The sequence below is a fragment of the Candidatus Symbiopectobacterium sp. 'North America' genome (genome assembly GCF_015762685.1).
In the GTDB taxonomy this organism is placed as follows: Bacteria; Pseudomonadota; Gammaproteobacteria; order Enterobacterales; family Enterobacteriaceae; genus Symbiopectobacterium.
This window is the reverse complement of sequence record NZ_PEHF01000016.1, coordinates 30,004-45,222: the sequence shown is the minus strand read 5'-3', so window position 1 is coordinate 45,222 and position 15,219 is coordinate 30,004. Positions and strand designations below refer to the sequence as shown.

At 46.9% G+C, this 15,219-nt stretch carries 6 protein-coding genes and 4 pseudogenes; 1 reads left to right on the top strand and 9 read right to left on the bottom strand.

The features are described from left to right. Positions 1 to 369: 369 nt before the first annotated feature. The 3 genes from CS369_RS03415 to CS369_RS03405 are packed head-to-tail and all read right to left on the bottom strand — an operon-like array spanning position 370 to position 5,040. On the bottom strand, positions 370 to 3,102 hold the full coding sequence (locus tag CS369_RS03415) for an Ig-like domain-containing protein (RefSeq protein WP_196905987.1): 2,733 nt from the start codon (positions 3,100 to 3,102) through the stop codon (positions 370 to 372). A 21-nt stretch (positions 3,103 to 3,123) separates the two neighbouring features. Continuing rightward, a complete protein-coding gene (locus CS369_RS03410; RefSeq protein WP_244664753.1) occupies positions 3,124 to 3,717 on the bottom strand; it encodes an Ig-like domain-containing protein in 594 nt (197 codons plus the stop codon). A gap of 45 nt (positions 3,718 to 3,762) precedes the next feature. Next, positions 3,763 to 5,040 (bottom strand): inverse autotransporter beta domain-containing protein, encoded by a 1,278-nt coding sequence (locus CS369_RS03405; protein ID WP_196905985.1) that lies wholly within the window; start codon positions 5,038 to 5,040, stop codon positions 3,763 to 3,765. A 513-nt stretch (positions 5,041 to 5,553) separates the two neighbouring features. On the opposite strand from CS369_RS03405, the pseudogene gss reads away from it, so the two are divergent. Continuing rightward, positions 5,554 to 7,433 (top strand): annotated as a pseudogene (gene gss, locus CS369_RS24395) (bifunctional glutathionylspermidine amidase/synthase). A gap of 250 nt (positions 7,434 to 7,683) precedes the next feature. Here gss and CS369_RS03395 read toward each other — a convergent pair. The 6 genes and pseudogenes from CS369_RS03395 to CS369_RS03370 all read right to left on the bottom strand — a co-directional run bounded on the left by CS369_RS03395 (position 7,684) and on the right by CS369_RS03370 (position 14,915). Next, complete coding sequence (locus CS369_RS03395) at positions 7,684 to 8,382, bottom strand: fimbria/pilus periplasmic chaperone (RefSeq protein ID WP_196905984.1); 699 nt, start codon at positions 8,380 to 8,382, stop codon at positions 7,684 to 7,686. Next, positions 8,351 to 9,978 (bottom strand): annotated as a pseudogene (locus CS369_RS03390) (hypothetical protein). Before CS369_RS03390 ends, CS369_RS03395 begins: the two are co-directional and overlap by 32 nt. After that, a pseudogene (locus CS369_RS03385) lies at positions 9,968 to 12,543 on the bottom strand (CS1-pili formation C-terminal domain-containing protein). Before CS369_RS03385 ends, CS369_RS03390 begins: the two co-directional pseudogenes overlap by 11 nt. A gap of 26 nt (positions 12,544 to 12,569) precedes the next feature. After that, positions 12,570 to 13,224 (bottom strand): annotated as a pseudogene (locus tag CS369_RS03380) (hypothetical protein). A 62-nt stretch (positions 13,225 to 13,286) separates the two neighbouring features. Continuing rightward, complete coding sequence (locus CS369_RS03375; RefSeq protein WP_196905983.1) at positions 13,287 to 13,874, bottom strand: common pilus major fimbrillin subunit EcpA; 588 nt, start codon at positions 13,872 to 13,874, stop codon at positions 13,287 to 13,289. A gap of 414 nt (positions 13,875 to 14,288) precedes the next feature. Continuing rightward, a complete protein-coding gene (locus CS369_RS03370) occupies positions 14,289 to 14,915 on the bottom strand; it encodes a hypothetical protein (protein ID WP_196905982.1) in 627 nt (208 codons plus the stop codon). Positions 14,916 to 15,219: the final 304 nt, after the last annotated feature.

Genomic DNA, 15,219 nt, shown 5'->3' with positions numbered 1-15,219 from the left:
TTTTAGAGATAAGTCATCAGAGAAAATACGTAGATATATATACAATAATAATTCCCAAGATCGGCTATCACACTTGGCCGCCAGCATATGTTATTTGGCTTTGAGCATAACACTGGCTATATTGAAAATACTTTACCAAGCCAATAAAAATAACAAAACATGATTTTAATATGAAAGCTGTCTTGTTGTGTTGGTTAGACATTGATATCTCCCCCCCTTTTCAAGATATGATTCATTTATGATATAGCACTATAATCTTCCGGGCAGGGTTAATATTGCAAAAAACGATTCTTGCAAAGCTTCCTTACCCTCGCAACTGTAGATAATAAGGGGTGCGCCCAGGTATATCTCTCCGGGCGCAATCGGACCTTATCCGTGCCACTGGAAAGGTTGGTTGATGACTTCCGATACCCCGGTAAAGGTCATACGCGTTTGCAAAATGCCAGAGCCGGAATGGTTGACCCAGCACTCTTTCTTAATTGCAAAGCGATGTGATTTCTCTTGATAGCCCACACTAGCACTCGAGAATATGCTTGGATAAGCGGGATAATTAACATTACGCGTATCACCTTGCCCCTCGACAATCTTGTGAACAATGGTCAACGGAGCCATCAGCCTCTTTTGTACTGGCAAGTAAAAAAGCGTTTTGGGTTGCACAAGCACATGGTGCATTCTGCCAAAATAGCTCCTTTGGCAACCATCATCATATTCTCCTGTGCTGGTGATAATTCTGCACAAATGATGAGAGGTATCCCAGTAGCAGCAGAATATATCCGTCGGTTTGGTCGGGTTGACACTTACCTCAGAAGTGGATGCTGTCCCTTGCAATGTGTCGTGGCCGTAAGCAACCATCTCCACGTGTACACGTTTACCGATATAGTATTCCTGCGGGCTAAAAGCGGTTTCGACGCTACCAGTCGATGAATCGATACGTTGATGATCGAGTGTGCTCCCCGATTCATCGCGTAAAGTCACCTCGACATAGCGCGGGGCATCATAAGGCGTGCTGCTGTTAACCGACCAGATGACGCGCAGTTTATCCACTGTGAAAACCGGGGACCATATATGGCCTGACTCAACAAGGTAGCCATTGTTGCCATATTTTACCCCCGTTATGCTGGGCTTAGGCGTGGTAAACACCAGCACATCGTAAGCACCGGTGCTCGTGGTATAAAACGCATTTTCCTTAATCGTAAGCCGAAGTCGAGTTTTGCCTTTTTTTAAAGGTCCTGAGATCTGCCCTTCAGGCGTGATAACTATGACATCCTGATCGCTCGAACTCCACTCAACGATGGCATCTACGGGTAGATTCACCGGTTCCTGTAGCGTGAATACGCTGAGATCCGTCGTCGTTACTAAATCTGATGCAAAACGAACGGGCACACTTCCCTTGTTTAACACGAATGAAACGTTCACCGACTCAGAGAGAAACTGCTCGGTTTCCTGCGTACGAAGAGAGATCATGGCATTGCCTGGCGCGATTGGACGTAGCTCACCGCTATCCGTTACCCTAACCACGTTTTCGCGATCGCTCTGATAGGTTAACGGTAGCAATGCACCAACATCCGGGTTCGTGAAATGGCCTTCAACTGAATAGGTCTTCCCCTCCCCCCAGACAGCCGTAATCTGTTGAGTGTTGACACTTAACCCAGGCGAAGCCTTCGCAATCTGAAGCTGATAGCTTGCACTGGCGGGATGATATTGCGCATTCCCCGCAGTCTGCACCGTGATGGTCACACTTCCCGCTTTACGCAGCGTTATTTGCCCTGTTCCCCTGGCAACCGATGCAATGTCAGGATCGGAACTTGACCACATTTGTTGCAGCGTCGCAGGTGCTCCTTTTACCGCTTGAGAGTGGCGAAATTGGTGCGTATACGTCACTTTCTGAAGGACATTGTCGAACCGCAAATCCGGCACTGCCCCTACCGAGATAGCTACAGCGCTGCCGATAGTTTTTCCTTCAACGCTCGCAGTCAGAGATACTCGCCCCTTTTCCATGGATGTCGCTCTGGCCTGATAGGAGCCATCGTTGTTATCGTGCACTGGCGTAATAGCGAACCCAGAAAGCGACGCGGCACCATGAAACACCACCGTTTTACCCGAAATCGCATTACCATAAGTATCCCGCAACATGACGTTCAGCAATGTGGCGTCTTTACCGTCTGAACCAATCTCCATTTTATCCGCGTGGAATCGAGAAGCCTGTTGGTCAACAGCTGCGGGATCAATCGTGACATCGGGTGCCCTTTTTTGGTTCTTATCGTTCAGATACGCCGTCATGCGCAAAATACCCGCCGTCTGACCTTTTAGGGTGATATGAGCAACCCCGTTGGCGTCTGTACTCATTATCCGCTCTCCCGCGTTGACATTGCCCTCCAGCTGCCAAAAAACCATCATGCCCGGTAGCGGATTACCATTGCCATCGACAATGGTTGCGCTGTAAGTAATGCCAAGGGGATCGCCAGCAGTCACCTGCGTCCTGTTGACACTCACTGCGTCGATACTCCCTTGGCTGCCATCGCCGGTCACCACTAAGGGTTGCGTAAGACTGAGTGGAACATCATTGACGCGCACGGAAAGTAACACCTCTTGTGCGTGTGTCGAACTTACCTCGATGCGATAGCTACCTTCCGCGAGCTCTTTCGTTTCACCAAACAGTACGTTGGATTTGTCGCTAACAGCAACGACGCTCTGCCCGGTGAGCGGATTACCTTTCTTATCACGCAATACCAGCAGCAAGGCAGCCTTTTCTTTTCCTGCTACCACCGTGGTGGGGTAAACCCGTAACAAGGAATTCGCTTCCGATAAGGCCCCATTGGTGAAGGTTATCGTCTCTGCCGTGCGCGTTGAATGTGGGCTTAATGCGATAACAGTAACACCAAACGCCTGGCTACTTGTTATCGAGGTCACGGCAATACCTTCGTTATTAGAAAAGCTTTGCACGTCGCTAAACCTGACCACGCTAGCATCACGATCGGAAGACCAGTTCACCCTGACACCCGGTACCGGGTTACCTTGAGCATCCTTGATCAGCGCGCGATAGTGCACCGGTGATTGCCCATCCGCAAGGTAAGGTGCCGCGGAGGGTAAGAGTTCAATCACGTTAGCCGTTTGGTGCTCAGGCTAGAATACCAGTGTAACCTGATGCGCGGATGAACCCTTGATATTCGCGGTCACCGTGGTGTTGCCTGCGCGGACACTGGTCAGTGATACCTTAGCTTCGCCTTGTACATCAGTGAACGCGGTCGCACTGATCACCGCGTCATTATCAACCCGTAACTGTATCTGCACATCGGGAACCCGGTGTCCACTGGCATCAGTGACGGTAACGGTAACCCCATTGGTCGCTTTACCGTTGGCCACGGCATTATTCGTTTCCACAACCAAACTGCTAATGACGGCACTTGAGGCATCCACTGTCAACGTGACATGCGTTGTCGCCAGCGTGATGTCACGCGCGGAAGGAGCAATGGTAAACATGGTGGGCTGTGTGCCAGCCGTTAACGTTGCGGCATATTCTCCCGCAGACTGGCGCTCAAATGCAGAAACAACCGAGGCATTCGCACTGCGTTTCGTCCTTTTTGACGTAATGCGAATCTCATTGGGATCCAGATCAACGGGATTTCCATGCAGATCTCTCACCTTAAGCGTTAAACGCTGCTGCGCTTTACCATTGGCAGGGAGCGAGACATTTTCTGGCTCAAGGCTGCTGTTTATTCCGCTTGTAATACCGTCACCTGCGTCGTCGTACTGCGCGACATATTACCTTTTACCTTGCGTATCCACCGCAACCGCACTCATGCTGTAGGTGTTGTCCCCCTGTGGGCGATAAGGCGGCAGTTGGATACTGAAACGATCGCTGCTCTCTCTGATAATTTTCCCGCCTTGAGCCAGTAATGCAGATGCATACCAGTCAATGCGCACCAGGGCATATTTGCTGTTGACCGAAATGGGAAACGTTTTCTGTTCACCGCCATATCCCATCAGTAAAGACGGGGTAAACAGATGAAGCAGGTGGGTTTTACGATACTCCAGGACAATCTGATTATTACGATCGACGAAATCAAACCGGCTGCCAGCGATACGACGCAGAGCGGTCACCTGACCAGGATCGATCTGCTGATGCCAAGGTTCATGAAAACGATAATTGAGTTCCATGCCCCATCGCATCTCGCTCTCTCCTGATTTTCCCTGACGCTGTTCGGCGTTCAGGGTCAAGAGCGGGAATGGCGTATAGCTTGTCCCTATCGTGACAGCATAAGGGTTGCGTTGACGATCATCTTTACCAAACAGAGCAACCTCATTACCATAATATTGTTCATAGACCAGCTTGCCGCCAAGCTGCGGCCAATCTGGAAAATACCCCTCGGCGCGAATATCCCAGCCATTCGCGGGGCGCGCCAGATAATCAACAACATCTGGTGATTGTTTCCAGCCAGTCATGCGTAAATAACTGTTGAAACCAAATTTTAAAAAATCACGCCAATATTCCAAGCCAAAACCGATGCGAGCATGTGACTGAGACAGGTCATAATCAAGAAAGGCGTTCCCCCCAAGAAGATAATTGTTTGAGCTATAACGCACGCCAAGTCCCACATTCGTCTGAAGGTATTCATCATTATTATGTAAACTTGTCTGCATAAAAATCAGCTGGTCTTTCTGTTCCTGCAACGGATATAGCACATCAAATTGAGAACGTTTCAGCGAAAATCCCCGATCCATGCCTAACTGTGCGCGGACAGAAGCATAGGGGCTTAACCATTGCGTAATCGCCTGGTTGGCCTGTTTCGCCGCAACACCACGCGCCATGTCAGAAGAATCGGCTCGATGGCGGTCACTTAACCATCCCCCGTCCCGGGAAGTCCATTCCGCCAGAGTGTGTTCTTCAGCGTCAGCAGACACGACAGCGGGTGCTGGCTCAGCGAATACCCGTGGCATGGAAAATGTACCAATAAGTGGAAAGCAGACCTGAATGCCTATATTTACCCAGGCAAAAAATTTCTGACAGAGTGTCATTTTCCTCTCGAGAGTAATACTCATATTTTATTCACCGTGAAAAAAGAAAAAACGAATTACAACAATCAAGAAATAAGAACATGGCCATCTGCTATGAAAGTCTATTTATTCATCACTAGAAATTTCAAAAACCAATTAATGTCGACCAGAATACGAAAAGGTAGGTTACGCCAAAAGCCGAGACAAACAAATTAACACCACATCAACATGATATATTGGAACATATAACCCCATGAAAGCTCTTCCTAATTTCGATACATCTATTTAAAAAAATAGAAAAAAGCGCACAAACCAAAAACCTACTCAAATAAAATAAAGAAAATGAAAATTATTTCAATATTTTTTCGCGCATTTATCTTTTACCTTCTGACTATCTCAGCATTATCAGGTTACATACTGGGTAAACAGCATTTGCTCTTGGCAGGAATGATTGGTGCTATCATGGAGCCACATCTGTCTGAAACGCTCCTTTGGCTGAAGGGCAAAGAGGGATTTCAACTGCAACGGCCAGAGAGGCATACATCTGAGGTCTGACTAATGAGTACAGCGTCAACAGGTAGCGATGCCCTCTTTGGCACGCTATTGGGATATGCGCCCGGCGGCGTAGCAATTTATTCTTAAAATTACAGTACGTTACCTCCAGAACACGATCACCGAGATGCCAGTTTCCGCAGCTATATTGGCAACGAATATATGAGGCATAAATGGCAGTGCGTTGAGTTTGCCCTCCGTTTTTTGTTCCTGAACTATAGCTCGGTCTTTACGGATGTTGGGATGGCCTATGAAATCTTCTCCTTACGCTTCCTGCGCCAAGTGGTTAACGACAATCTGCTGCCACTTCAAGCCTTTGCTAATGGCTCCCTGCGTCCTCCCGTCGCCGGGGCCTTGCTTATCTTGCAGAAAGGCGGCGAGTTCAAACACACGAGCCACGTCGCAGTGATTACCCAACTGCTGGGTAATAAGGTCAGGATTGCCGAACAAAACGTTCACCACACGCCACTCCCTCCCGGTCAGCAGTGAACACGGGAATTAACGCTGGAAGTGCGTGAAGGCCACTACACCCTCAAAGATACCTTTAGCGACACCACCATCCTGGGTTGGATGATTCAGACCAGCAACACGGAGCACAGTCTACCGCAGCCAACTGTTCCTCCGGCAGCATTGGCGCTCGGTAGCGGGCGGTTGGAAAATAAAGGGCAGTTCGACGGCAAATGGCTCAATGAGGCCGATCCGTTACAGAATGCCTATGCACAGGCAAACGGCCACCGCATTAATGCCGATCCCTGCCGTTACTTCACCATGACGGAACGTGCTGAGCAGGAACTGATCAAGGCCACCAATGAACTGCATTTGATGTATCTGCATGCAACAGATAAGGTCTTGAAAGATGACGATCTGTTAGCACTGTTTGATATTCCCAGAATCCTGTGGCCACGGTTGCGGCTTTCCTGGCAACGCCGGCGTCACCATATGATCACAGGGCGGCTCGATTTTTGTATGGATGAACGTGGACTGAAAGTCTATGAATACAATGCAGATTCAGCATCATGCCATACAGAAGGCGGGCTGATTCTTGAACAATGGATGAAGCAGGGCAATATCACCGCAGGATATAACCCGTCGGAAGCCTTGCTTGACGAATTGGCGGGTGCCTGGCAGCACAGCCACGCCGCTCCCTTTGTCCACATCATGCAGGACAAAGATGTGGAAGAAAGCTATCACGCGCAGTTTATGCTACGTGCACTGACACAGGCAGGCTTTGACAGCAAAATCCTCTACGGACTGAATGACTTAGGCTGGGATAGCGCCGGGCAACTGATTGATAGCGAACATCGCCCGGTTAACTGTGTGTGGAAAACCTGGGCATGGGAAACCGTGGTTGAGCAGCTTCGTGAAGTCAGCGATACCGAATATGCCGCGTAGCCAATTCGTACCGGCCATCCGCAAAATGAGGTGCGCCTTATTGACGTGCTGCTGCGCCCCGAAGTGCGCGTGTTTGAACCGCTGTGGACCATGATCCCCGGAAACAAGGCATACTGCCCGTATTGTGGTCGCTGTTTCCCCACCATCGCTATTTACTCGATACCGACTTTGTGGTGAATGAGGAATTGGCGCAAACGGGATATGCGGTAAAACCGATATCGGGCCGCTGTGGCAACAACATTGATCTGATCAACCGGCATGAAGAAGTGCTGGACCAGACCCACGGCCAGTTTGTTGACCGGAAAAACATCTATCAACAGCTCTGGTGCCTGCCGAAGGTAGATAGGAAGTATCTTCAGGTTTGTACCTTCACCATCGGCGGTAGCTATGGTGGCGCGTGCTTGCGTGGCGATGATACGCTGGTGATCAAAAAGGAAAGTGATATCGAGCCGCTTATTGTTTTGTCTGACGAGGATCCCCAGCAGAACAAATAATGCGCAAAAAGGGTATATACCCTAAATAATTCGAGTTGCAGGACAAAACGTTAACGTTTTGAACAGTGCTTGCGCTGGCCCTTGAGGGCGAGACTCATTTATGAGTCTCGTAACGCGGCTAGTGAAGGAATCCCGATGAGCTTACTCAAGTAAGTGATTCGGGTGAGTGAACGCAGCCAACGCACCTGCAACTTGAAGTATGACGGGTATACCACCATTTACGGTATACCCTCTATTAATCGCCAAAACATCAACGACAATCTTCGGAGATATTAATGAATTTATCGTTATAGATAATAAACTTGCTTCCGTTTTGCTTTAAATACGCATCGCGCAGTACGTCCCCCGGTCGTAAATAGAAAGTACGCCCTTCATCTTCCGTCGCTTCACAGTCAGGTTTGACAATAAACTTGAAGAAGGTATTCCCCTCGTTTTTCAATACCCCAGTGGCTTTGTCAAAAGCCCATTTAAAATTTATTTTCTTCGGTCGAACAACAAAAATGGCATCAATAACCACGATCGGTTCCAGCGTAATGGACGATCCCGAATGTATCGAGGCGTTAAGCGCTTTAGCCGGAATCTCACGAAATGAGATCCGATAATATCGCTCTTTATCATCATGAGGGCCGTTATAGAAGAATTTAAAATAATCCCCCTCTCCCTTTTGCAACGTCAGCGTTTTCGGCGAATAAAGCACTTCCCCATCCGCCGGGCGCGTACGGACCTCCTTTTCACCGGGCTTGTCGATGCCTATGACGGATACGGTATAAACCCTAGCCGAATCATTGTTATTCAACACCCGCTTTGCCATAAAGCTGCCGTCCTGTGGCAACGAAAAGGTCAGGTTACCAATGTAAATGGCATATGCAGCGTGCGGGCTGTAAAAAAAAGCCAGAGCAGCAAGCACACAAAGAGATCTAATTAATGTTACGCCAGGTTGCTTGCACATGAATTTCTCCAGAGGCACTCACCTCGCCAAACCACCCTTCATTATTTACCGTTCTCTGCGAGATCGGGTTATTCATCGGGATCGAAAACCTCACTGTTGATTTATTCAGCAAACCAACATCCCCCTAGCCATCGCTCCACGGCGTGCTGAGCCATAAGGCATCGGTCATGTCACGCCAATTGCCGTCACATCCTACATCATAGGATGTCATATTCCCCGACCTGGAGGTAAACGCCAACGATGCTGGAAACGGCACCTGTGCCACGCCGTCCGGTGAAGAGAAAATACAATAGGCTCGACCTGCAATCGAACGCGTGGGTCCGTTAACTTTAATCAACACCTCATCAGCCGCCGTTTTTCCGCTGGTCGTAACAATGTAGCCAAAGTCCAGCGCGGGACTCTCCGTAGCAACATTTTCTTCTTTAGACGACGCGAAGTCATAATCATCAGAAATAATACTGATACTAAAATCCCGAGGCTTGATAATCAGCCGGTTTGACGTTGAAAATTCATACCAGCCAGATTCTGGCGACGTCGTATTGTAAAATCTGAAATTAAACAAATCACTGATACCCAAAGAAACCATCTTTTTAAACAGATTACTGGAGAAGAAAACATAAATGGAATCTGAGGATTTCATTTGGTTAAACGTAAAGTAATAACTTATCCCACTCACTGGCCGCCATGTGTTCCCATCAAGGCTCAACTGCATATCATATAATGTAACCCCGGCGGAAAGCGCGGCATTATTTATCGACGGAAAAACATGAATTGACTCATTACTCACCCCATTATTGGCTAACGTATAACTAACCATTTTGCAGCTAACGCCAGTTAAAGTACCAATGGTCTGAATTCTGCATTGAGAATTTCCCTCACCCAACGTTGGCCGACCATCACTGTTAATAAACACTTCTGCCAGCGCATTGGTATTAATCAGTTTCAGATGTGCGCCTTTGGTATGTGTCACGTTACGTGTATACCAATACCCTGAAGCCTGATCTTTACAACGTGCGCCCGTATTTGCATCATAAGACACTGACGTCATGCAGGAATTAATGGTCGTCGTGAAACTGCCACCCACAGGCACCTGCTGTAAATAGTGATAAAATGAATCCGACATCATACCGTGCATCCATTTTTGATCGCCGCTCGGTACGGTTACACCGTAAAAACCTTTGGTATCGGTGGTTTGCGGTAAAATCAGGCTGGTATTCAAGTTACAACCATTGTACCAACTGATACAACGCAACCCCTGCAACGGATTGGATACCGGTGGGTTATCCAGCCACATATCAAATTTCCAGTTAGCGTATAACCCCGTATTATAACCATTGTCGATATAGCCGAGGCTCTGTTGCACATAACCGCCCGCCCCGATAGATTTCAACCCGATCCAGCGGTTTGCCCCGGTTATCCGAGGATCCAGTGCACCAGCAGGAGTCACAAAAAGTTGTCATCCGCGTTGTTTTCCACAAAAACATAGGACATCGCGGGCGCATCAGGCCAGTTGGTTTTTGTCACGGCAGCGTTTGCTGAAACAATGACGATCAGCGCACTGCAAGCACTGAGTAAGGCCCATCCATTACCCTTCATGATATTCTCCAGATGACAAATTACTGGCATAGCTACTCAACCCGATACAAACCACATCACCAACCCATACGGCACCTCGAGCCTTGCTCAAATCGAGTTCCGCTTCACAGCGCTGGTTATTGCCATAGCCGTAGTCGATAACCGGATATTTTTTATCAACATCAATAACAAATTCGCCGTTCTCATCCGTACTGGTAGGGCCGATATGGTTATTAATCCGTGCATTCGCTAACAACGAGCCATCCTCAGCGCGAATGCGACCGAATACCGTCACTCGCTGTTTTATTTCTGGTTCAATAACAGCCACGTTGCCGGGATAAAGTGTCAATTGACGTTTGCGGCCGGTCACGATGTCGTAGCTATCAACAGCGTCCTTACTGTTCTGAATCTCAATTTCGTAGCGACTATAAAGAGAAAGCGGCAAATAATTGCGTTTACCGTCCAATTGGAAGGTTCTTCCGTTCACTTTCGCACTCAGCTTGCCATCATCAGCCACATCTGTTTTGAAGATAGTGCCCGCGTTCCCATCGGTGCGTCCGCTTGCCGCCAGTTGATTACCCTGAATACCGACGCTGCCCTTCGCCGTCAGGTTGGTATTCACATAGCCATCGGCGCTGCTGTTCACATTCAGCGTCCCCGCAGAATATTTGGTATCAAACTGCGTGTAGGCACCGCCACTCATTGATTTGTCATCCCCAGTGTCGCCCGATATTGCTCTGGACACATTGGCACCCAAGGTACGGATCGCCCCTTCATTAAACTGCTTGCGAGCCGACAGATTCGCCATGGTATAGCCGTTCTGATGCGTGGTACCGGCGCTAAACCAATTTCCCAACGGCATAGAGAAATCCAGCGCAATATATCGGCCCGTATTACTGCTGCTGCCGCTGTAGCCATTACTGCTGCCGTTGCTGCTATACCCATTACTATACTATAGCCATTTTGATAACGCTGGATCCCCATACGCAACCCCAAAGTTCCCCGCGTACCGCTGTATAACATCTGGCTGTAATCCACGTTGTAATAATTACTGTTATTATGCCTGTCGTTGTTATAGCTAACGTTCAGTACGCCCAATTTAGACCACAGCACATTCATATTGAGCGTGCCGCCAATTGCGCGGTTATCAGCATCGTTACGGCGCAAATCATCGCCAATCGAGGCTTTTTCGATATTGACCCATAAGGAACTGAATCCACCGGGCAGCGCAGCGGTAACGTTACCAATGCTGCTCACAGAGCTGTCATTGGCCACCATTTGTTGTACGTTGGCACCGATCGATTCCGTTATCGGTACAGACACTCGACCTTCACCAATCATCGCACTGTCGTAGCCATACCCGGTGGCAGACCAGTTGGTCAGTCCAGCAGACCCCGACAATGATCCCCCGAGCAGATAGGTATCTTTTGCTGGCTTGGTTTTTTTACCGCTCTCGTATCAGCGCTCCATATGCATACTGCAGCCCCACATTTGCCAACCCAATGGCGCGCCTGCCGCTCGACCCCGCGTGAACAACTTATTCACGCGCTCGACACACCGGCTGATCATTCGGCCATTGACGACAACGGCAACATCCACATCGTAAATACCGTATGGCAACCCACGTGTATCCACTTCATGGCTGCCCATTCCAAAGTTCTGAACACTGAGCAGACGGCCTTCGCGCGAAATATGCACCTCTCCCGCCGCAGACATGAATACAACAATCGACGTAGCCGACTGCGAATTGTCGAACACCGTCGAACTTGCTGCATTTCCCCAGGATGCACAGTAAATCTTACCAGAAGAGAGCGCGGTCATCGGCCCTAATGACTGGAGGTTCCAGGTATCAAGCATCCCGGCGGCAAAGCGATACCCACCAAAATCTCGCTCATACATCGTTTTATACATCGTGCTGTCTCGCTGGCTGGAGCCCATGCCATAAAAAGCGCAGTCGAGCACCATATGATGTTCACGCAATGCCGTGACATTATTCAGCGAAAGATAACTTGAGGTATTATCGCCACCGTTACGCATCTGGTTGTTGTACACCCCCAGGTTGTAATTCAGGGTGCTACTGAGCGCATCGACGCTGGCATTACCAATATCTTCGCTACGCGGGCGGAATAACGTCCCGAGTGCTTCTTGTCGAACCACCAGTTTCAAAATCAATTGCTTCAAGTTGAATTTCAGCCAGGCATCATCAACAACGTTTATTTCCAGATTCTCATTAAAGGGTGCATCGGTTAGAGATGCTAATGCATTGCGTGTTTTTTCATTCACCGTAGCGGTGTCATCTTTTTCCTCGAGATGTACCAATTTGACTTTCACATTACCATAGTCCAACCAGATAACCGCATTACCGATACGTTGATCGTTTTGTGATTCGGCACTGCCATCCAGATGAATAAATAACGGTATACTCATTCCATCTTGCAATGCATTGCGGAAAGCTTGGGGTATCATGACACCGCCAATTTGTTGAACGGTTTTCTGCGTCGCCGCTACGTCAAACGCAACAGAAAATAACACCATTATAGATATTACAATTTTTTTGATTTCGATATTTATTTGCAATTTGTACATAGCATTAATTCTGTCAGGTTTGTTGCTCATTTAACGGAAACGAATTTTTCAGCCTGCCACATGGCAACTCGGCCTTTTTTATCCTCAGTATTGACGCGAGAAAAAACACGTGATTTTCCCGGCATAAGGTAATAATTTTCGTTGCACTCTTTGCCATCAACCGGTTTTAAGCAAGGACCGTAGGCAATCACGCGTAACGTTGCATTTCCGGTATTGGTTATTTTTCCATTGGCATACTGGTAGCCAAAGGTCACTTTTCTTGGCGCCACCACCAGGATCGTACCAATTCGTGCTGAGGCAGTCACAACAGCACTTTTATTTGACGACCCGCTCTGCGCATCGCTCAGCGCCTGATCAAACCAGACAATCCGATAATAACGTTCTTTATCATCATTGAATCCCTGATAGAAAAAGCGGACAACGTCACTATTTTGCGCTGGCAGAAGTGAGTAACAACTCATCTTTCTTTTCCATTGGAATAATGATGCCATCTTTAAGCGGGGAAGATAATCTTTCCACTTTGACATTCACCAGTCGACCATCATTAGTGGTATTTTTAATTTCTTTGCTAAGCGTGGTACTATCGCTGTGAATAAAGGCAGTAACATCCCCCACATCTAATGCTAACGCGGGCGCAATATTCACTAAGAATAAACTCATTATGAAAATAATAGGTTTCATGATTCTTCCGTATTACATATTGAAAAAAGGCGGGTTACCCCGCTTTTTTTTGCAGAGTGAGCTTAGCTGGTCCAGGTCGCATCGAACTGAACGCTAACATCACCGCTCCAGATTCCTTCCGGCAACTGGCTGTAATCAGCCACTGGCGTGGTGCCATCACTGGTGCCGCTAATAATGGCAAAGGTAAATGCATCTTGAGCCGTGGTGCGACCGGTCTGGTTATAACCGTTGGACAATGCGCTCAGGTTTCCACCGAGAACACCGTTAGCGGTATCGATCAGCACGGTATCAGCCATTTTTTCAATGGCAGTGCCGTTATAATCGACGCCAACATTCAGCGTGGAGCCGGATGAATCTAATTGCGTCAACGTATTGCTGACCAGGCGAGACGTCAGTTTGAAAGAGGTTGCGCTGGTGTCGCCTTCAACCGCCACATCAAACAGCCCTTTTTGAGAGTTAAAGCCGTTCACACCCTCGGCATATTGAAATGCGAGACTGCCGAGCGGCGTGACAACCAGCTTGCTAGTGGTGTCTTTTTTAGCCGTCGCTGACCATGTCGCCATCGCCTGGGCGGTTACATCAGCAGCTTGCGCAGCACCTATATTGACAACTGCCGCAGCCAACGCGAGCATCATAATACTTTTTTTCATTCTTACATCCTTAAGATTATTACTGCTTATGTTTAATAGAGAGAAAAAATAAAACTTACTGCATTTTATAAAAGGTAAAACCTCATTAACTAAAAAAACATCTCAATAGCATCAACTCCTTAATGATAAAGCATCTAAAAAAGCTTCATTCCAAAAGGGATTTTAAAAATAAGATATTGTTTTTTTCATGGCAAAATAAACCGCACCAGATCATCATAATTACTGGCAATATCAATTTAAAGCGCCCAACTCAATTTCTTTAAAACACAACGAAAGTATATACAACATCATCACTGAGATGTAATGATTCCCCAAGATTAAATTGATGTTTTTTACACGTGCAGAAAACTCTCTCCACGATATCTCTTTCATAAACATAATTTTGATTATGAAATAAAACACCAAACAGAAAAATTAGATTTTAAAATTGAAAAACATGAAACAACTTAACACCCAATTTTTTTCAATTGCGTATTTTATGTTATATAGTCTTTTACTGCCTATTTGCAGTTCTCCAGCGATTTCTTTCAAAGAACACCCGTCAAGTACCAGGAATAAGACAGACACTTCCTTTTCTGTCATTCGCCCACGTACTCTCATTGTATTCATCTTTCTTAAATAGATTTTATCTATAGACTTCAAGATATTTTCATAACCATCACTGGTGTACAACACTGAAAAAACTCTGTCATCCCGTTGCTTCCAGTAGGCAGCCAGAGGCTCCATTAATTTGTCAGAAACAAGGATCAAACGCAACCCAGAACGCGTAAGGTAATCCAGCCAACGAGCATTGGTGAAAATTTTTATGTTCGCCAATGAGAAGTCAACAAAGACAAACCCGCCGCCCATATAGTTGTATTTACTATTCGCAACAACATCAACCAATCCGATGCTGAGGTAATAGTTACTTTCAGGCCATACACAGAACTGCTCTTTAATGCAATTAATGGTTCTTAAAGATGGAAAAGGTAATAATTCACACCGAAACTGACAACTTACACAACTCAGCCCATTAAATATTTTTGTAGTATTTACTTTCATCGTTCATTTTTCCTAATTATCCTACTTGCTACCTCTCTATAATTTCGCCAACGCATAATAATTAGCAGGCATTTTATGCAAACAGAAAAATATAGCAATAGTTTTTTATCATTTACATTAAACGACAAAAGATTAATTTTCCTAAGAACAAAACTCACACACAAGAATAGATATATATAAAAAGTTACAAATCAACGATCTAAAACAAACCAAATCTCAAGAAATAATTTAAAATAAGAAAACTCCACCATTCACTAAGAATTTTCCATATTAATTTACAAGGCTGCACCAAAATAGACACTGC

What these genes read in the sequence shown, in the direction of transcription:
- CS369_RS03395 (WP_196905984.1), bottom strand. Translation starts at nt 8,382, where the DNA reads ATGTGCAAGCAACCTGGCGTAACATTAATTAGATCTCTTTGTGTGCTT.
- CS369_RS03375 (WP_196905983.1), bottom strand. Translation starts at nt 13,874, where the DNA reads ATGAAAAAAAGTATTATGATGCTCGCGTTGGCTGCGGCAGTTGTCAAT.
- CS369_RS03370 (WP_196905982.1), bottom strand. Translation starts at nt 14,915, where the DNA reads ATGAAAGTAAATACTACAAAAATATTTAATGGGCTGAGTTGTGTAAGT.
- CS369_RS03405 (WP_196905985.1), bottom strand. Translation starts at nt 5,040, where the DNA reads ATGAGTATTACTCTCGAGAGGAAAATGACACTCTGTCAGAAATTTTTT.